Source organism: Pseudarthrobacter sulfonivorans, assembly GCF_014712225.1.
Taxonomy (GTDB): domain Bacteria; phylum Actinomycetota; class Actinomycetes; order Actinomycetales; family Micrococcaceae; genus Arthrobacter; species Arthrobacter sulfonivorans.
The window spans coordinates 1-18,497 of sequence record NZ_JACXBW010000017.1; the positions used below are offsets into that span (position 1 = coordinate 1).

Sequence of the window (18,497 nt, forward strand, 5' to 3'; positions counted from 1 at the left end):
CCGGTGATCAGGACCGTTCCACCGATGGCAATGAGCCGGGTGTGGGTGTAACGGTGAACCAAAAATTGCATCAGTCGGGCACCGGCAATAACGCCGAGACCATAACCGGCCACCAGGACGCCGGCCAAGGAGATCCCCATGCCGGTCTGCTGCAGCGCCGGGACGATATACGTCAATGCCCCCATCAGAACCGCTCCCTCCAGCACAGCAAGCCCGTAAACGCCGAGGGGCCCGCCGGCAAAATTCAGCAAAAGCGGTGTTCAGTCCGTCGACTATGGCCGAACGCCCTTCCCACTGGCCCCTGCCGGCGTCACAGATAGCATCAGCCGTAAAGAGTTCGCCAAGCAAACGAGCGTTGTTGGTGTCGAGGAGATGTGCTTACTTGATACGGAGATTCCTAATCTCCTCGGCGGCCAGGAGCTTTTCGATAGGTTCCATGATGCCTTTTCTCTTGAGTCGCGGGGACGTGGACAGTCAATCGCGGGCGGCCGGGATCCTCAAGATATGTGCACATCCATAAGGCTGGTCCGGCCGCTCGCATATGAAGAATGGACGTTCACACATATGTGAAGGTCAAGTTAGCGTTTGAGCGACACACCGAAACGCGCCTCGGCCTCCTGCCGCATTACGGGCCACCACGATGGTCATGGCCAAATGTTTCACTGGATGGCACCCATCACCCACCTGCCGAGATTTGACCTTGACACGGATGGCAAGGTTTACGTTGGTTCTCGTCGCAACCAAAGGCAACGATGAGGAGCAAAGTTGAAACTTGGAGTCTTGGATTATTCGCCTACCGATGAGGGTGCGTCGCCGTCGGACGCGCAAATGGCGTCGACGCGGCTTGTGCAATTAGCGAAAGGGCTCAACTATTCGCGTTTTTGGGTCTTCGAGCATCATGGATTGAAGCGATGGCAAGTGTTGCGCCGGAAGTCCTGATTGCCCATCTGGCTTCCGCTACCACGCGGATTCGCATCGGTTCGGACGGAGTAATGCTGCCCCATTACAGCAGCGTGAAAGTGGCGGAGAGCTTCAATACGCTGGAGGCACTGAATCCGGACCGGATCGATCTGGGATTCGGCTGCGCCCCGGGGGCCAATCAACGGTTTAGCGCCGCATTACAGGACCTTCCCGAAGGGAAGAGTGCCAGCTCGAATCGATACGCACGCCGAGCATTCCCGCGTCCCTACGGAACCGCCAGCAGCGCCCCTTGAGGCAGCCAATGGGCCGTCCAATTTCAGCTTCATCACTTTGTCGAAACCCCACAAAATCGCACCTCTGGCCGGGAACTAGCGTTTGTTCCGAGTAAGTATCCGCAGCTACGCAGGCACCAAAAAGGACTATCGATGACGATGCAGCCAGACCTCCAGGCCAACCCCAACACCATCCTCGAGACCGCCCGGGCACGGGTCCTGGAGCAGGGAATGGGCCTCTCCGAAAGCCAACTGGTGGAAATCCTCAGGCTGCCGGACGACGCCCTGCCCGCCACCCTGCAGCTGGCCCACGAAGTCAGGCTGAAGCACTGCGGCGAAGACGTCGAGGTGGAAGGCATTATCTCCATCAAGACCGGCGGCTGCCCCGAGGACTGCCACTTCTGCAGCCAGTCAGGCCTGTTCGACTCACCCGTCCGCGGCGTGTGGCTGGACATCCCCGAACTCGTCAAAGCCGCCAAGGAAACCGCCGCCACCGGAGCCACCGAGTTCTGCATCGTCGCCGCCGTCCGCGGACCCGACATCAAACTGATGAACCAGATCAAGTTCGCGATCGACCGCATCAACGAAGAAGCGGACATCAACATCGCTTGCTCCCTGGGCATGCTCACCCAGCGCCAGGTGGACCAGCTCGCCGAATGGGGTGTACACCGTTACAACCACAACCTCGAAACCGCGCGCAGCTACTTTCCCGAGGTAGTCACCACGCACACCTACGAAGAGCGCCTCGAGACCTGCAACATGGTCAAGGACGCCGGCATGGAGCTGTGCTGCGGCGCCCTCATCGGGATGGGCGAAACCCTGGAGCAGCGCGCCGAACTCGCCGCCCAGCTCGCCGCCCTAGAACCCCACGAAGTCCCGCTGAACTTCCTCAACCCGCGCCCCGGCACGCCGCTGGAAAACCAGGGCCTCATGGACGGCAAGGACGCCCTGCGCGCGATCGCCGCCTTCCGCCTCGCCATGCCCCGCACCGTGCTGCGCTACGCCGGCGGCCGCGAACTCACCCTCGGCGACCTCGGCACCCGCGAGGGCCTGATGGGCGGCATCAACGCCGTCATCGTGGGCAACTACCTCACCACCCTGGGCCGGCCCGCCAACGCCGACCTCAACCTCCTCGTCGAACTCAACATGCCCATCAAGGAACTCCAGAAAACACTATGAACCGGGTTTCGACGAACGCAACCACCGGCGGCACCTCAGGCCCAACCGCGGCTGAGTTTTGCGGCCACTGCGGTGAATCGTCCGACGGCGGCGCCAGCGCGACGTCGGACGTTCACCACACGTGCGAGGAACTGCTGCAGCTGGAACCACCGCGCTACTGCGCGGCCTGCCGCCGCCGCATGAAAGTCCAGGTCACTCCGCTGGGGTGGTCGGCTGAGTGCTCGCGCCACGGGCTGCTTTCACCGTGAGTGGCGCGACTCAGCCGGGCCTGATCCAGCGGGACGTGCCCCGCTGTGGCACCCCTAGGCCGGCGTCCCCGGACCTTCCGCTCGGCTTCGCGGCGAGGACGGCACCCGCCATGAGGTGGTTGACGCAATGTCCTCGTGGTGGTCCGCAATCCACGGTTACCGCAACCCGGTGCTTGACACCGCCGCGCGTGGGCAGCTGGAGAGGTTCAGCCATGTCATGTTCGGCGGCCTCACGCACGTCCCGGCGGTGAAACTTGCCGAGCGGCTGCTGGAGATGGCCCCTTCCGCACCGGGGCCGCCCGCTTTGGAGCGGGTGTTCCTTGCCGACTCGGGTTCGGTTGCCGTCGAGGTTGCGCTGTTGCTGGCGGTGCAGCACCAGAACGCATCAGGGAACCCGCAGAGGCAGCGGTTCCTGAGCATCCGCGGCGGATACCACGGCGACACCTTCGCGGCGATGGGGTCTGTGACCTGGTGGACGGCATGCACACTGCCTTCCCGGGTCTGCTGGCCGGCAACGTGTTTGCGCCCCGTCCCCCTGCGGCCGCCGCCGCGACGTCGGAAACCGTGCAGGCGGGGGCAGCCAGCCTCGCGGACATTGCTGATGCACATTCACGGGAGCTGGCCGCGATGATCGTCGAACCCATCCTCCAGGGTGCCGGCGGCATGCACGCCTACCCAGCCGAATGCCTGACAGTGCTGCGGCAGGTGGCGGACCGGCACGGCCTGCTGCTCATCTTCGATGAGATCGCCACAGGGTTTGGGCGGACCGGCGAACTGTTCGCGGCCGAGCATGCAGGCGTCGTGCCGGACATCATGTGCGTGAGCAAGCCCACCGGCGGGTACCTGACCCTCGCCGCCATGCTCTGCACCAGAGAGATTTCGGCGACGGTTTCCAATGGCCGGGCCGGAGCGCTGCTGCACGGCCCCACGTTTATGGGTAACCCGCCGGCATGTGCCGTGGCGAACGCCAGCCTCGGCATCATCGACGGCGGACGGTGGCGGGCCGACGTCGCCCAGATCGGCGCATGTCTGGTGTCCGGGCTCGCGCCAGCCCTGGACCTTGGGGCCGTCCGGGATGTCCGCACCATCGGCGCCGTCGGAGTCATCGAGCTGCACGACGCCGTGGATGTCACGGCGGTCACCACCGCAGCCATCCGGCACGGGTCTGGGTCCGGCCGTTCCGGAACCTCGTCTACACCGTGCCCCCGTACATCAGCACCGCGGCGGATGTCGACCAGATCACCGCGGGCATGACGTCGGCGGTCGCCGAAGTCCACGAGCGCGTCCCGGCACGGTCGGGAGGCCCGGTTTGAGCAACTCCATGACCCAGTGGCTCGAGCGGCAGGCCGCCGTCCGGGGCCGCTGGGGCCTGGCCCGCCGCCTGCTCCCCCGATCCGCAAACGAACGGTTCATCGACCTTGCCAGCAATGACTACCTGGGACTCGCCGCGGACCCCCGGGTCACCGCGGCGGCTTGGAGGAACGTCCATGAACCTGCCCGCCGTCATTCTGGTCACCGGCACGGACATGTTGTCGGTGCGCCGCATCGTCGAACGAGACAGCGACCTGCCAACCGCCTTCAACCAGGAAGTCATGGAGTCCCATGTGCTTCCTGCCGTGAATGAGTAGCAGCGACACCGCTGCCCAACCAGAGAGCGAGGGAGACGCCCCGCCACAGCAACGGCCACCAACAAAAAGGACCCCGAAGGGGCCCATTCGTGACAGGCGAGAAAGGCGGCCGAGTTTGTGCGCAGCAATAACGCCGCAGTAACGGGCCATCGTATATATAGAAATTGCGGGCAGTGGGACCTGCAACGCCAAGTGGTGCCTTTGTGAGTGAGGGGTCGGAGATGGCAACGCCTCTAATAGCGCTAGGAATCTGCCCCACCCGAAGAGATGGGACGGCGACCATGCAGGGTGATACCTGCCAGGCTGCACGCTATTGCTTCAGTTGGCGAATTTCTTAACGACAGGTGGGACAACTGATGCAAGCGGTTCGCGCGCTGTTGATTGGCATCGACCGGTACGCAGGAGACGTGTCAAACCTCGCGGGATGCGTCAACGACATTCGTGCCGTTGAGAACGTTCTACCCACACTATTGGCCGCCGGTGTGGACTACGTGCCCCTTGTATTGTTGAACGAGCAGGCCCGCCGGGAAGCCGTGATCGACGCATTTCGGCGACACTTTGCAGAGGCACAGCCCGGAGACGTAGCTGTTTTTTGGTATTCCGGCCACGGTTCTCAGCAGCAGAGTGTTCCCGGGTCGGTAGAGCCTGATGCACTCGACGAAACCATCGTTTGTCACGACTCACGTGGTGGGTCTTGGGACATCACTGACAAGGAGCTTAGGAGTCTAGTAGGAGAGGTGTCTGCCCGCGGCATCGAGGTCCTCGTCGTTCTCGACTGCTGCCACTCGGGCAGTGGTGTGCGCGACGCCAAGGAGGAGGGCAAGGTACGACAAGCTCCGCTCGACCGCCGCAGTCGGCCATCCGACACGTACCTCAAGCCCGCACCGGGAGCCCGCGCTACCACGGCATCCCCCGTAGGAAATCCGACGTACGTCCTGTTGGCCGCCTGCGCGCCGCACCAAACGGCGAAGGAAGCGCGAGTTGCCGGCGTAGAAAGGGGGGCGTTCTCGGCGGCGCTCCTTCAGGCGCTCGTCGACACTGGCGGCCGTCTGGCCTATGGTGATCTCATCGCATGGACTGCTGCTCGCGTCGGGCGCATGGTTCGAGCACAGGAACCCCGACTGGAGGCCACCAACCCGGACGACAGAGACCGCGCCTTCCTCGGTGATCTCGTGGCCGAGGCGACCCGCTCCTACCGCCTCCTCCACGACGGATCCGGATGGTTCCTCCAAGCGGGCACCCTTCATGGAATCCCCTCAGTCCGGGGCGAAGAGAAACTTCTACTATCGATCCGTCCTGGCTTCGGCGACGAGCGTCGGGAGATCGCCACCGCCGAGGTTATCGAGGTCGAACCTCACCGCTCGCGAGTGGCTCCGAGCGGGCCCCTCGACGAGGCCCTACTCTATCGGGCAGAGGTCACGGCGTGGCCAGTTCCCCTCGTTAGGGTGGGGCTCCGCGGCCAGCCAGAGAGCGTCGCCCGCGTGCAGGAAGCCTTAGCGGGCGTCCGGCTCGCTGAGGTCGTCGATTCATCTCCGGACGTGGAGGTCGAGGCGACGCCTGGCGGTTACCGAATCGGCACACCACGATCGGGGCTCCGCATCGCTCACTTGATAGATGCGGATGATAGCCACGCCTTCGACAAGGTGACCCGGGCAGTGGAGAAGATCGCGCGCTGGCGCTTGATACGCGACTTAGTCAACCCGCGTAGCCACATTCCGGCCGATGCGCTGCGTATTGTCATACAAACCGCCTCGGTGCCTGAGTGGAAGGAGTCGGGGCCGATACGCCTGCTATACACCACAGACAATGACAGCTTCGAGCAGGCTCCGCAGATCCGAATCAGCGTCCAGAACCACTGGAATCGAAAGCTTTACATGGCGATGCTATTCCTTGATGAGGAGCATGCCGTGGAGAACGTGCTAGTTGAGGCGGCAGGCGAATGGGTCTCTCCGGGCGGCGTGCTTGAGGCGGCCGATGGGAATTGGCTGACGGTCAAGGTCCCCGATCACCTCTTCTCAGGAGGCGTTACCGAGGTGACGGACTGGATAAAGGTGATCGCCAGCACTCGGGAATTCGATGTCAGTGAACTCTGTGACGGCGGCATGCAGGGTGAGGTAGTCCGGACCGTCACCGACAGCCCACTGGACCGCCTCTTCGCCCGTGCCGCTCGCCACATCGAAACTGGGCGAGCCGACCCAACTGTGGACTGGCAGGCGGTGACGAGGATCGTAACTGTCGAACGGCCGGGCCCCGGCGTTTCGTTGGAAGCCGCTAATGACTTGGGCAACGGGATCACCTTCACCGCTCCGACCGGCCTTACAGGCCGAGTGCGTTTGGTTAGCTATGAGACCGCAGTCCGCGATCTCGATCGTCCGATGGTTCCGCTAGTCCTCGATGACCCCGCGCTGACGACGCCGCTTGACCTGGTCCCCACCCGTGCAGACTCTGCGCTCTCAGTTCTAGAACTGGAGGTCTCCGGGGGCGGCGATATGGTGGACCCGGTTCACCCTTTCCTGCTGACTTTTCCTAGTCAGCTGGCGGATGACGAGCACGTTATCCCGCTCGTATATGACGGCGACTACTGGCTACCGGTGGGCCGCGTGGTGCACCGGGGCTCTGGCGAAGCTGTGGTCGCCATCGAATCCCTTCCCGCACCGACGATGTCAGTCCGGGGACTTTGGTCCTCCGTGCGGGTGCTCTTCCGCAAGCTCGTCGGGCGGCCGTTGGGTCTCAGGTACGAGTACCCGGTTCTTGCGGTCGCTGCGATGGAGGACGGCAGGGTACGGTACGACCCACCCGACAGGTCGCCGGCTTTGGCTACCAAGAAACCAGTACTTCTCTATGTGCACGGAATTATCGGCGACACGAAAGAAATGGTTAAGAACGGATCGTGGGTGGACTCCTACTACGGCGCGGTTCTAACCTTCGACTACGAGAGCATAAACACCTCGATTGAGGAAAACGCCCGTGATCTTCGCCGTCGCCTGCTGGACCTGGGATTTGGCTCAACCTGGCAAGTTGATGTGGTAGCTCACTCGATGGGCGGACTGGTCGTGCGTTGGATGATCGAGAAAGAGGACGGGGCTGCGCTTATTCGTCGTGCTGTTTTCGCTGGCACACCCCATGCAGGCTCGCCTTGGCCGACGATTCAGGGGTGGGCGACAACTGCCCTTGGCCTAGCACTCAACGGCCTTACGGGCGTGGCTTGGCCTGTGGGCTTGGTCGGCGGCCTTGTCCAAGCCATCGAGCGAGTCGATGATGCGTTTGACGAGCTCCAGCCTGACTCTGAACTCCTGAAGGTCCTAGCCAAGAGCTCGGATCCGCGCGTGCCGTACACGCTCCTCGTCGGGAACCAGTCGTTGGAGGGCCCGACTGATCGAGCCGCAGGGCTGTTGGAACGCCTGCGCGCTCATAACCTACTGGCAGCCGCGGCTGCGCTCGCATTCCTCTCGCAGCCCAACGACATCGCCGTGTCGGTGCTAAGTGCCGGCGCCGTCCCGGGGCCCCGAGATCCAGTGGTGGAAGCAATTCCAGTAGCGTGCGATCACATGACCTACTTCTCGTCAGTCGTGGGACAGAAAGTCATTGAGAATGCATTGAGGCGAAGGTAGGGGTCGTGGAGTCACTTCAACTGATGCTGCAGCTGCTCGTTCGAGAGCAATGGCGTGGCGGAACCAACGGGCTGATGCCGGAAGCGGTATGGCCCGGGGTGCCACAGGATGAGGTTGCGCTCGTGGCTGCTGCTGCCGCTCTTGGTGCGGGCGAGCCGAAGCGCGCCCTGATGAACCTGGGTGAACTGATGACTGACGGCGACGGCGACCTCGCAGCCGTCAATCGCGCTCTTAGAAGACTCGCCCTGACCTTGGAGCACAACTGGTTCCCCGGCGGTGCGGGAGCTATCCTTGAGCCCGGCGTGACGGCCCGCATGGACCTACCTCCCCTACAGGCGGACTCGATCGAGGTCGGCCTGTTCATCGATGTCGTGGACTTCTTTTCCTTGTTACCAACACTGCGGACCTTTGCGGAAAGCAGCCGGCGTGGTGGTGTGCTTCCAGCGGACATGAATCCCGTCATGATCGCCGAATCCCTCCTGCAGCGGCTAATGGCTGTCCGTGAGAATTTTTCTATCGGCCCGGTTGCGCTGACGGTTGGGGACCTCTACGTTCGCTCCGGGCGATTCGGGCAAGCTGGGATACCGCTGGGCCTTGCACTCCAGGCAGCAGCAGCGCAAAACGACGTAGTGGGAGTAGCGTGTTGCGCGCTCGCCCAGGGTGACTGGACAGCGGAGCCCCTATCGCACCCGGAACTGCTCGGCGAGGATTTAGAAGCAGTGCCCCCAGGACCAGCAATCGCAGAACCCGATCCGGTATTCGCGGCCGACCGGTACACCGAGGCGGAGCGACGATTCAGCGCGGCCGGGGCGACCCGCGGCATAGCGGCTATCTGTCTCCGGCGGGCGGCCCTCCACGTTCGGTCCGGGAAGTTTGCCGAGGCAAGGTCGGCCCTCGACCGGTCTAACCGCCTCGCCACTGAGGCGGGCGACGGGGCGTTGGCGCGTCTCGCGCTCGTGCACCATGCGCTTGCCTGTATAGAAGAAGGATCGCCCGTCTCCCTCAATTCTGTGGCCGAGGACGTCGCGGAGTGGAGCCACTCTGTGGGCAGCCGGAGCTTCGTCCGTGGGCTGGGAAGACTCTGCCATGCCGTGGCCCGGCGCCTTCGGGACGACATCGGGCGAGCACGGCACGCGCTCCTTCTTGCCGAGGCCATAAACGACCGAATAGGTGCCATTACCGAGCCGGCGCTCGTACGCCGTGAATTCGCGCAACAATACGAATTTGCCAACTACTGGCGCGCCACTCTAGTAATGAACCTGCTCGATTTGGACGAATTTGAACAGACAGGGGTTCCGACCCCGCTGGACTGGATCCGCTTGGTCGAGCTCGCGCTGCGGGCGGATGGGGATGCGAATGCCCTGGCTGACTCGGAGGCAATTCAGCGCGCACACGACCATTTGGTCCGAATCGCAGCACTAGAACCCCAAGGTCATGCGGAAACTGCTGTGGTCCGTGCGCAGCTTGAGGCAGCCACCTCTGCCTCAACCGTGATGGTCGAGCTGTATCGTGGCGTTGAAGCGCGCGCTCAAGGTGACACTGAGGAGGCCGCGGAGCACTTCCACAGCGCGCTGACACGAGCCGTCTCTCTAGGCCCGGAGGGGACCTTGACCAGGGCGATTGTCCTCGGCACCATGCGCCGTACCTCAGAGGCGCGCGCCTTAGTGCAGGAGATGCTCGCGTCCGCTCAGTTGCCGCCCGATTTGGCAGCCGCGCTACTCGTCCGCCTCAAAGCCTTCGATTTGGCGGAGCAGCAGCTGGATCGCTACGAACGCCTAGCACTGGACCCCCCACCCCCTTCCGAGAGACCTTGGGACCGCTATGGGCTGCGTGCCGAACTCCTTGTAGGAAGCGGACGCGCACGGGAAGCCCTCCCCCTCATCACGGAAGCCCTGAACAGATTCGAAGAGCATTTGGCTGGTCTCTCCCGCGACGTCCTGCGCACAATGGCCAGCGACAGCCCTGTGGCGGCGGGTCTGTACACCACCGCCGTTCGAGCCCACTCCGATCTTGCCGCAGTCACAGGCAACGAAAGCCACGTGGACGCCGGGTTCGCCCTGTCCGACCGCAGCCGCGGCGTCGCCTTAACCGACCTGATCAACCTGGATGGGGACGCCGGTAAGGATCCGGCTACGGTCACCGCTGTGCGGGCGTGGCTGCGGGCGGGAGCGGAGCTTGCCAGGACGATCGAAAGCGTTGGAAGCGGCGGCGTGTGGCGCTCACACGCCGACATACGGCGACAGATCCGCGCCGCCGAGCGGGAGCTTGATGACACCGAGACCGTGCTCGGCGCTACCGCCCCTGCCCTGCTCAGTCGACGCCATCGGCTGCCGCCGCCGCGGTCCCTGGCCGAAACACGGGAGCGTCTGGAACCCGGAACGCTAATGATTCAGTACCACGCGTACGACGATCAGCTGTTGACTTGGGCGGTCACTCGGGATTCCGCCCGACTCATCCGTCAGATGAGCGCCACACCAATATTGGCGTCGCAGGTCCGGCAGTGCCACCGGGCTATCGCGGACCGTTACTCCACGAAAGCGAGGCGAGAGGAAACGTCCATCCCGCTAAGTCAGCTTCTGCTTGATCCGGTTTCTGATGAACTTTCAGCTCATCAGCGCGTGGTTTTCGTTCCTCATGGTCCCCTCGCCGTCCTGCCCTTCCATGCGCTATTGTTCGAAGGCTCAGATCTTGCCACAACGCACGAGGTGTCGTATCTTCCAACCGTGAGCGCCGCGCGCGCCACAGGCAGGCGAAAAACTGGCAGTGATGCGCGGACAGTTATCGTCGGAAATCCCGACTACGGTGGCAGCGACGCGCTTCCCTCGCTGCCAGGGGCTAGGGCAGAGGCTGTCGAGATCGGACGTCTTCGGAGAACCACCCCACTCCTAGGAGCGGCCGCTACCCGCACCAAAATTTTGGCAACCCTCGTGGATGCGGACGTAGTACATCTGGCAACGCACGGCGTACTCGTCGAAGGATCGCCGTACAGCGCAGAGTTGGCGCTGGCTCAGGGCGCTGGCATGACAGTTCCAGACCTCATGGGACTCGACACATCTCTCTCCCTCGCCGTCCTCAGTGCCTGCGACAGTGGACGTGGCCGAGCAACGGCGGCTGGGGATGTGATCGGCCTCACCCGGGCACTCCTGACCGCCGGTGCCGCCGAACTCGTCGTATCACTCTGGCCCGTGGACGACGAAGCGGCGTGCCTCACCATGGTGAGACTGCACGAGGAGCTTCTCACCGGCGGCACCCCCGCCCAAGCTCTCAAGACAGCAGCAGCGGCGGTCCGGGAACTCGACAGAGCGGGCGCGGACCGCGCCTTCCGCGCGCTCGCAGGGGACGACAAAGCATCCCTGAAAGAAACGAGGACTGCGCGCAAAATTGAGTTACCCCACCGGGAGGCGCCACCGGCTGACCTGAGCCACCCGTATTTCTGGGCACCTTTCGTACACATCGGATTGAAACCTGCCCAATTAGTACTCCTGGCCCGTCTTTAGCGCTCGACGGCGGCAGCACAAGAGTAACCTGTGCACCAACTTTTCAATGTGGGAGTTCGGCTTGTTGAACACCCTGGTGCGATCGTACTCCCGGACAGGGGAAGGGAAAACTGTCCCACGAAGACGGCCGCCGGTTCCCCGGCTCACGGCGATCACCAATGTCCGCCGCGAACTCCAGTAGGGAAACCCATCTGTAGCCCACAGCGGTCAGGGCATGGGACGGGGCCAAGATTCACTGATCCGCCTCCGTGGGTCCCGACGGGAGCAGCCCAATGGGTTCACGCCGGTTGGCTTTTTCCTCTAGAGCCCCGGTGCTTGCCAGTGCGGCAGGGGCGGGTCTAGCCTGAACCCGGGAGAGTGGCTTTCGCAGACGGGCCGAGGGTCTCCCGTCTAAAGGAAACCGTCAATGCCGACCATCCCCGACCCAGACCTCTTCGGAGGACACCGTCAGCCGCACCCCGAACACCTGCACTGCCTCAGTTGCGGCACGGGCCGGCACCTCATGATTCATTCGATCGATGCGCTTTCCCCACCTTCACGAGGGCTGGACGCCGTCTCGTACACCTGTGCACGGTGCGGGGAAGCACAGACCCAAGAGGCTTCAGATCCCCAAGTCCCCGCCATCCTGAACCGGCCCGGACCCTCCGCAGCAGCGGACGTCCTGCAGTTCGGTGGGCAGGACATCCACTGCGGCGAACCGATGCATGCCGCAGGCTCCGGCCTGCGTCATGGATACACCCACGAATCCGGTGGATCATGACCGCCACGTCTCTGCGCGGCTCGGCGGCTTGATTGCAGTCATGAACGGATCGGCGGCTTGACTGGAGGGGGCGACCGTCTCGCGGCAACCACGATCATGCGCCGCCCGGGGCGCGGATCGAGTGGCCTAGTGGCTTCGCGGCGGCAGAAAAATGATCAACGATCCGTCCGAACCGCGGGCGGAACTGGAGTCGAGGATAACTACAGGACGCCGGACCGATCGGGTTCCGGCGACAGGCAAGCGCAGGAATCTCCGGAGGGGACAAAATGATTGCAGTGCTGGTGATTGACATGCAGAAGGCCTTCTTCGAGGACCCGGCCCTGGGCCACCGGCAGGAGGACACGGTTCAGGCCTGCAACACCCTGATCGCCGCGGCGAAGGAGAGCGACGTGAACGTCCTGCTGGTGAAGACCGAGCATGAGGAAGATAAGTCGACGTGGACGCTGAACATGCTCGAGGATGACCAGGGTTTCATTTTCCGCGGCACTGAGCAGGCAGAGTTCATACCCGGCCTGAGGACCGAGGGACTGCCGCAGCTCCTGAAGACCCGGGACAGCGCCTTCCTCGGAACGGACCTGCTGCTCCGACTGCGGAACTGGAACGCCGACACGATCGTGCTCGCCGGGGTGTCAACGCACAACTGCATCGCGCAAACCGCGGCCGACGCCTTTGGATACAACATTCGGGTCATCCACGCCGCCGACGCCACCGCATCCGAGGACGGGGAAGCTGCTGCCACCGTACTGGACATCCTCTCCCGCGAGTACCGCCAGCGGGTTCTCCCGCTGCCGGAGATCATCGAGATCCTTCGCGCCCCTGACCGCTAAGTGTCGGCGGCCCTGCGGGTGGTTTCCTCGACGCATAGGTCGTACCAGAACTGCGCGCCGAGGTCCGGACTTGGAGTATCCAGGTTCTGGAACAAAGCGTCCAGCAGGGCTTCGAGTTCTTCACCGGAAAGATCGGGAAGGACTGTTTCGGGGCCTCGGGGGTCATTGATGACCCGGGAAAGCTTTGAGCGATTCATCGCGGACTGACCGGGCGTGTCGCGTCAGGCAGGGTGTACGTCACAAGGACCTCCATCTGTACGTCCGGACGCCGGCGGAAGTATCTGGTGCTGAACGCCTCATAGACACCCTAAACGAGACCACGCCCCGATGGAGTAGGGCCCGGCAGAAAGCTTTGTAGCGGATCCTGTCGCATCCCGCCCTCCACCGACCGCTCGGCGCTTTCCCACACCGGCAGCGTAGGGGAAACATTCCGGTGCTGCCGGGTTGGCAGTGATCCACCGTCCACGCACCGTCAGACCAAAGGAGAACGACCACGATGGCAACTGATTACGACGCGCCCCGGCTGGCTCCGGAGAACGATCTCACAGAGTCCTTGGAGGGGCTGAAGGCAGGGAAGAGCCCGAAGCAACCTGTCATTGATGTTGACGAAGCAGAACTGGCCGACGACTTTACCCTCCCCGGAGCCGACCTGTCCCACGAGGAACTCCTAATCCAGGTGGTCCCGATCCAGGCAGACGCATTCACCTGCATGTCCTGTTTCCTGGTCCACCACCGCAGCCAACTGGCCAGGGAGCGAGACGGCGCCAAGTACTGCCTGGAATGCGAGAATTAGAGTGGCGCGGCACTGCAACCCCGGGCCAGTCCGTGCCGGCGGCCCGGGCTAACGAAGTAGTCCCTTCTTTTGCCGTGATTCGTTCGGTTGCCTTTGCCTGTGGCTTGGGGTCCAGGATCAGGGCTGCGGCGATGCCGAGCATCCAGATGTCTTTTGCCAGGGCTGTTCCCTGCGGGCTGGGACGTATACCGTCCTCCAGGGTCATGTCGGGTGTCCTCAGGTAGAGGGTGACCAGGCAACCGGAGAAGATCCCGAGGCCGATGCCGGCCAAACGGCTGGGCACGAAGGGCGTCAGGAGCGCCACGCCCAAGGTCATTTCCGCGTAACTGAGTATCTTGCCGAACTTTGCGGCGTCGATTCTGCTCACGGGCGGGATTACCCTGGCCGCCATGGCCTGCAGCCCCGCTGCCCTGTCCCTGTCAAGGTCATGTTTGCCCCACCCTGCGTTCAAAATGAACGCACCTGTGGTCAGGCGCAGAGGGATGTGGCTGGGTCGCATGGTTGATTCCTCTCATGAAAGTTGTCAAAATCCGTTCGGCGCCGTCAACCGGCGTTCGCCATTCTGAGTTCGGCGAGGCTCTAAACGCACAGTCTCAAGTTCGTACGATTTCTATTTTCTTCCTTTCGTGCAGCGCGCACAGGGCCTGGTCACTAAAGGATGATGACGAGCTTGCCGCGCTTTCCGGCGGCGAAGTCAGCGAGGGCGGCCGGGGCTTCGTCGAGCGGATAGGTGCGCTGGATGCTCACTGCCGTTGCTCCGGCCGGCTGGTTGGCGGCGAGCCCTTCCAGTATCTCTGTTGCCGGGTTGGCAAAGACAGGGACGACCAGAGCGGTCCCATCCGGAAGGTTGTCCGGGGCCCGCTAAGAGTAGAGACCAGGCGTCCTCCTGCGCGCGCATCGCTCGCCGCAGCGTCGCCGGCAAGATGAATGACGACGTCGACGCGTTCCGGATGCCGAGCCAGCACTGCCGCTGGCGTATTACTGTAACTTACGGTCTCCGCGGCGCCGAAGGCAGCGACGCAGGCCTTATCCTCGTCGGTGTGAGCCGTGGCAACAACGAGGGCACCGGCGGCCGCGGCGCGCTGGACAGCCCGCGAGCCCACACCTCCCGTGGCACCTGCGATCTGGATGGTGGAATCTGCCACCAGCGCCGCGGCCTGCTGCATCCCAAGCGGCGCCTCCCGCCAAGCCCAGCGCTGCGGCCTCGATAAAATCCACATTGTCCGGCAGCCTGGCAAGGCCCACGGCAGCCCGGACGGTCACATATCCGCCGAATAAGCCGTCGCCGAGGAAGGGTTTGGTGACGATGCCGAAGACCCTGCCGGCGTCGCTGGACGCAGGCCATTGGTCGCCCCTAGGGGGCGGCTGGCTGTCCGGCAAGTACAAAGGCGACGAGCCGCCGACCAGTGGAACGCACATAGGTGACCCCCCGAACATCAAAGCCCTGGCAACTAAAAACGGAACTCATCACAGCCCCCGCCGCCTGTGGATTGATGCCCGCTGCCCCAGGATGGCGCAGGCAAGAGTGACGGCTCGTCCGGGCGGTAGACGACGACTCCCCCACCCTGTTCCCCTGATTAACCTGGATCGCTCGGCAGGTGCCGGGATCAGCTGCAGTAAGTTAGGCCGCCAGATGTCGAGGTGTGGAGGAAGCAGTCTGCCGCTGCCAGGGGGTTCCCATTCACAAAATGGGCACGAGACGAGTGGGTGTATTCAAGGAAAGGCAGGGAAGCGACGATAAGAGCCGGAACCCCACAAAATTCAATCAAGAATGTGAATCCGGCCACTCACGTGACACCCGCCGGGGTTATTCTCAAAGTGCGCATCCAGTTGCGGGGGGCATCCGGGCGGGGGGCTAGGCGCGCACCCGCGGTGTGACTGCCGTGGGCCAGTTTCATTGTTTGCATCCACACCGGGGTAACCCGGCGGATTTCAAAGGAAATGGGCATGGGCCGTCGACGCGCAGCAACTGACCCGAACTATCCACGCTGGGTCTGGTTCGCCGCGGCGGCCGCTGTGGCAATTCTCATTGTTGGCGGCGCATTCCTGCTGCGAACGTTGCTTTACCCTGCCGGTTCAGGGGAGGGTGGGACTTCAGCAGGCAATGGCGGCACACCTTCAGCAGGCGAACCCTTGCCTCAGGACAGTCCTGCCGCCGTCGCCGGAGCCTCTCCCTGCCTTTCCTTGAACATCCTCACTTCGCTGGAAAACGCCGACATGGTCCGGGCCGTGGCGGCCGAGTACGCGGCGAAACCCCGCAGTGTTGACGGCAAATGCGTGACGCCGACAGTGAGCCAGGAAAAATCGGGAATCGCTGGCGGCAAGGTTGCTGCGCAGTTCCCCGGCGTTCCGGCCGGAGACAGGCCCTCCGTCTGGCTGCCAGACTCCTCCGCGTGGTTACGAATCGCAGGTGAACGTTCCGGCGGAAGCACTGTCCCGCAGGAAGGCATCAGCATCGCCCGGAGTGCGATCGTAGTGGCAATGCCGGAGACCATGGCTAGTGCCCTCGGCTGGGACAGCAAACCGCCGTCGTGGTCTGAGGTCTTCAGGATGGCCGAGGACCAGGACGCCTGGGAGCGCCTCGGCCATGGCGACTGGGGCAAGTTCAAGTTCGGCAAGGCCAGTCCGCTCGTCTCGACGTCGGGTTTGATGGCACTTGTTGCTTCCTACGGTGCCGCCGGCGGCAGCCTGGGGGGTTTGGACGGCATGGACCTGGACGCACCGTCACTCGTGGAGAAAGTACGCACCGTGGAACTAGGCACCAGCCACTATATGGCCACCCCCGAGCATTTCCTGTGGCACGCCAGGGAGGCTGACGATGCTGGGATGGTCTCGGAATTCCTCTCCGCCGTGATCGTGGATGAAAAATCTGTCTGGGACTACAACCGGGGAGTGGTCAGCGAGGACGGAATGACGAAGCAATCCGGTCCCGCGCCCAAGGAACCCCTCCGGGCCATCTATCCCCGCGACGGCGTCCACGTGGCGGACAACCCGGCAGTAATCCTTGACGGAGACTGGGTGGGGAGCCAGCAGCGTCTGGCGGCCCAGGATTTCCTCGCGTTCGCAGTGACGGAACAGGGCCAAAACGTTGTGAGGGCATCCGGGTACCGGACCATCCAGGGCGAGCTGGATACTGGGGTGGCGGAAACCGGAAGGTATGCTGAGACGCTCCTGCCACTGCCACTGCCCAAGGCGGAGGCCCTTGTTGCCGTGCAGGACAGCTTCCCCGAGGTCCGCAAGCGGGCCAGGGCCTTGTTCCTGCTGGACATCTCGGAGTCCATGGTGCAGGGACCCGGAGTGACGAAGCTGCAACGGGCCAAGGATGCCGTTCTCAAGGCACTGGACCATTTCTCGGGTGAGGATGAGATTGGACTGGCCGCTTTCTCCCATGTGGGCGACGGCCCCTTGCAGCCGGGCATCGTAAGCCCGGTAGCCCCGTTCAGGACGAATAGAGAAGACCTCATCGCCAAGCTCAATGGGCTCCAGGCCGTGGACGCTACACCTCTTTTCGAAGCGGTGAGCCGCTTCGCAAGCGATCAGGCCAAGGAATACAAAGACACCTTCATCAACACCATCGTGCTTTTGAGTGACGGCAAAAATGATTCCACGCACCCGGGAGACCTGAGCGGGCTCTCAGAACAGTTGAGCCATCAGAACCACTCGACGCCGGTGCTCGTCTTTACGCTCGCTTACGGGCCCGACGCCGACGTCCCCACTCTGCTGGAAATCGCCCGGGCCAGCGGGGCGCACTACTATGACGCCACCGATCCGAACAGGCTCGAAGAAGTGCTGGGCGAACTGGTGACCAGTTTCTAGGACCGGCAAATACCATTTCCACCGATTCATGCCCCGCCGCAACCGTTTAGCGTTTGATCTTTGGGGATGGCTAGTAAGCAGGACACAAGACGCTTAGAAGGGACTACCATGCTGATCTGCGCAACCTGCGCCGTCGAACGCGACGAACCTACACCGGAGCTCTGCCCGATCTGCACGGACGAGCGACAGTACGTGCCCGAGGACGGACAAAAGTGGCTCACACTTGACGGGCTAAAGCAGGAGGGCCACCGGACATTGTTGACGGAGAACGAGCCGGGACTTACCGGGATCAGGACGGAACCAAAAGTCGGGATCGGCCAGACCGCTCAGCTTGTGGTGACGCACCAGGGTTCGCTGCTGTGGGATCCGGTCGGATACGTCGATGACAGCGCTCTGAAGGCAGCGCTCGAGCGGGGCCCGGTCCTGGCGATCGCCGCTAGCCATCCACACATGTTTGGTGTGCAGGTTGAATGGTCGCTTCGGCTCGGCGGCGTTCCTGTACTTGTGGCGGACGCGGACCGGCGATGGCTCGGGCGCAACGATCCGATCATCAAATACTGGTCTGGCAGTCAGACTATCGCCGAAGGGTTGACACTGCACCAGACCGGGGGGCACTTCCCCGGCAGCGCCGTGGTGCACTGGGCCGCCGGAGCGGACGGCAGAGGAGTTCTGCTGACCGGTGACAGCGTGTATCCGAATCCAGACCGTCGTTCCATCGCCTTCATGCGCAGCTACCCGAATCGTTTACCCCTGTCCGGCGCGGTGGCGTTACGAATCGCCGCGCAGCTTGGGGAGCTCAAATTCGACCGGATCTACGGCAACTTCAACAATGTAATCGCGTCCGGGGCCAAGGCGATTCTGCACGATTCCGCCCAACGGCACGCTGCCTGGGCGGGAGGAGACTTCGACCATTTGACCTGAATCACCCATTGGCCTTGTGGCCTG

At 63.3% G+C, this 18,497-nt stretch carries 13 protein-coding genes and 3 pseudogenes; 12 read left to right on the plus strand and 4 right to left on the minus strand.

Translation table 11 applies throughout. From position 1 onward, the window contains the following. Positions 1-185, minus strand: a pseudogene (locus IAQ70_RS22860) (MFS transporter); the annotation flags it as partial. 70 nt (positions 186-255) lie between these two features. Beyond that, positions 256-363, minus strand: a pseudogene (locus IAQ70_RS23400) (hypothetical protein); the annotation flags it as partial. Between the two features lie 488 nt (positions 364-851). On the opposite strand from IAQ70_RS23400, the gene IAQ70_RS23405 reads away from it, so the two are divergent. From IAQ70_RS23405 to IAQ70_RS18460, 9 genes and pseudogenes are all read left to right on the plus strand, one after another. Next, positions 852-1,214 (plus strand): LLM class flavin-dependent oxidoreductase, encoded by a 363-nt coding sequence (locus IAQ70_RS23405; RefSeq protein WP_407682605.1) that lies wholly within the window; start codon positions 852-854, stop codon positions 1,212-1,214. Between the two features lie 132 nt (positions 1,215-1,346). Next, a complete protein-coding gene (gene bioB, locus IAQ70_RS18430) occupies positions 1,347-2,372 on the plus strand; it encodes a biotin synthase BioB (RefSeq protein ID WP_190990935.1) in 1,026 nt (341 codons plus the stop codon). Further along, positions 2,369-2,620 carry a biotin synthase auxiliary protein BsaP gene (gene bsaP / locus IAQ70_RS23435; RefSeq protein ID WP_456154048.1) on the plus strand — a complete coding sequence of 84 codons (252 nt, stop codon included), beginning with the start codon at positions 2,369-2,371 and terminating at the stop codon, positions 2,618-2,620. The genes bioB and bsaP overlap by 4 nt, the downstream gene beginning before the upstream one ends. A 127-nt stretch (positions 2,621-2,747) precedes the next feature. Beyond that, positions 2,748-3,874, plus strand: a pseudogene (gene bioA, locus IAQ70_RS18435) (adenosylmethionine--8-amino-7-oxononanoate transaminase). Positions 3,875-4,107: 233 nt separating this feature from the next. Next, positions 4,108-4,248, plus strand: coding sequence for a hypothetical protein (locus IAQ70_RS18440; protein WP_190990937.1), 141 nt, complete (start codon positions 4,108-4,110; stop codon positions 4,246-4,248). Positions 4,249-4,604: 356 nt separating this feature from the next. Continuing rightward, the gene (locus IAQ70_RS18445) at positions 4,605-7,859 is read left to right on the plus strand and encodes a caspase family protein (RefSeq protein WP_190990939.1); all 3,255 of its coding nucleotides are present in this window, start codon (positions 4,605-4,607) and stop codon (positions 7,857-7,859) included. A 5-nt stretch (positions 7,860-7,864) separates the two neighbouring features. After that, on the plus strand, positions 7,865-11,356 hold the full coding sequence (locus tag IAQ70_RS23220; protein WP_190990941.1) for a CHAT domain-containing protein: 3,492 nt from the start codon (positions 7,865-7,867) through the stop codon (positions 11,354-11,356). Between the two features lie 406 nt (positions 11,357-11,762). Next, positions 11,763-12,116, plus strand: coding sequence for a hypothetical protein (locus IAQ70_RS18455; protein ID WP_190990943.1), 354 nt, complete (start codon positions 11,763-11,765; stop codon positions 12,114-12,116). 266 nt (positions 12,117-12,382) lie between these two features. Further along, positions 12,383-12,943, plus strand: coding sequence for a cysteine hydrolase family protein (locus tag IAQ70_RS18460; protein ID WP_190990945.1), 561 nt, complete (start codon positions 12,383-12,385; stop codon positions 12,941-12,943). Here IAQ70_RS18460 and IAQ70_RS18465 read toward each other — a convergent pair. Next, positions 12,940-13,140 (minus strand): hypothetical protein, encoded by a 201-nt coding sequence (locus tag IAQ70_RS18465; RefSeq protein WP_190990947.1) that lies wholly within the window; start codon positions 13,138-13,140, stop codon positions 12,940-12,942. The genes IAQ70_RS18460 and IAQ70_RS18465 overlap by 4 nt on opposite strands. Before the next feature lie 299 nt (positions 13,141-13,439). Between IAQ70_RS18465 and IAQ70_RS18470 the strand changes: the two genes are divergently transcribed. After that, positions 13,440-13,736: a DUF4193 domain-containing protein gene (locus tag IAQ70_RS18470; RefSeq protein WP_190990949.1), complete on the plus strand. Its 297-nt coding sequence runs from the start codon at positions 13,440-13,442 to the stop codon at positions 13,734-13,736. A 743-nt stretch (positions 13,737-14,479) separates the two neighbouring features. On the opposite strand, the gene IAQ70_RS18475 is transcribed toward IAQ70_RS18470, so the two are convergent. After that, on the minus strand, positions 14,480-14,902 hold the full coding sequence (locus IAQ70_RS18475; protein ID WP_190990951.1) for a zinc-binding dehydrogenase: 423 nt from the start codon (positions 14,900-14,902) through the stop codon (positions 14,480-14,482). 781 nt (positions 14,903-15,683) lie between these two features. On the opposite strand from IAQ70_RS18475, the gene IAQ70_RS18480 reads away from it, so the two are divergent. Both IAQ70_RS18480 and IAQ70_RS18485 read left to right on the plus strand, forming a co-directional pair. Next, positions 15,684-17,552: a vWA domain-containing protein gene (locus IAQ70_RS18480; RefSeq protein ID WP_190990953.1), complete on the plus strand. Its 1,869-nt coding sequence runs from the start codon at positions 15,684-15,686 to the stop codon at positions 17,550-17,552. 108 nt (positions 17,553-17,660) lie between these two features. Continuing rightward, a complete protein-coding gene (locus IAQ70_RS18485; protein WP_190990955.1) occupies positions 17,661-18,473 on the plus strand; it encodes an MBL fold metallo-hydrolase in 813 nt (270 codons plus the stop codon). Positions 18,474-18,497 lie beyond the last annotated feature (24 nt).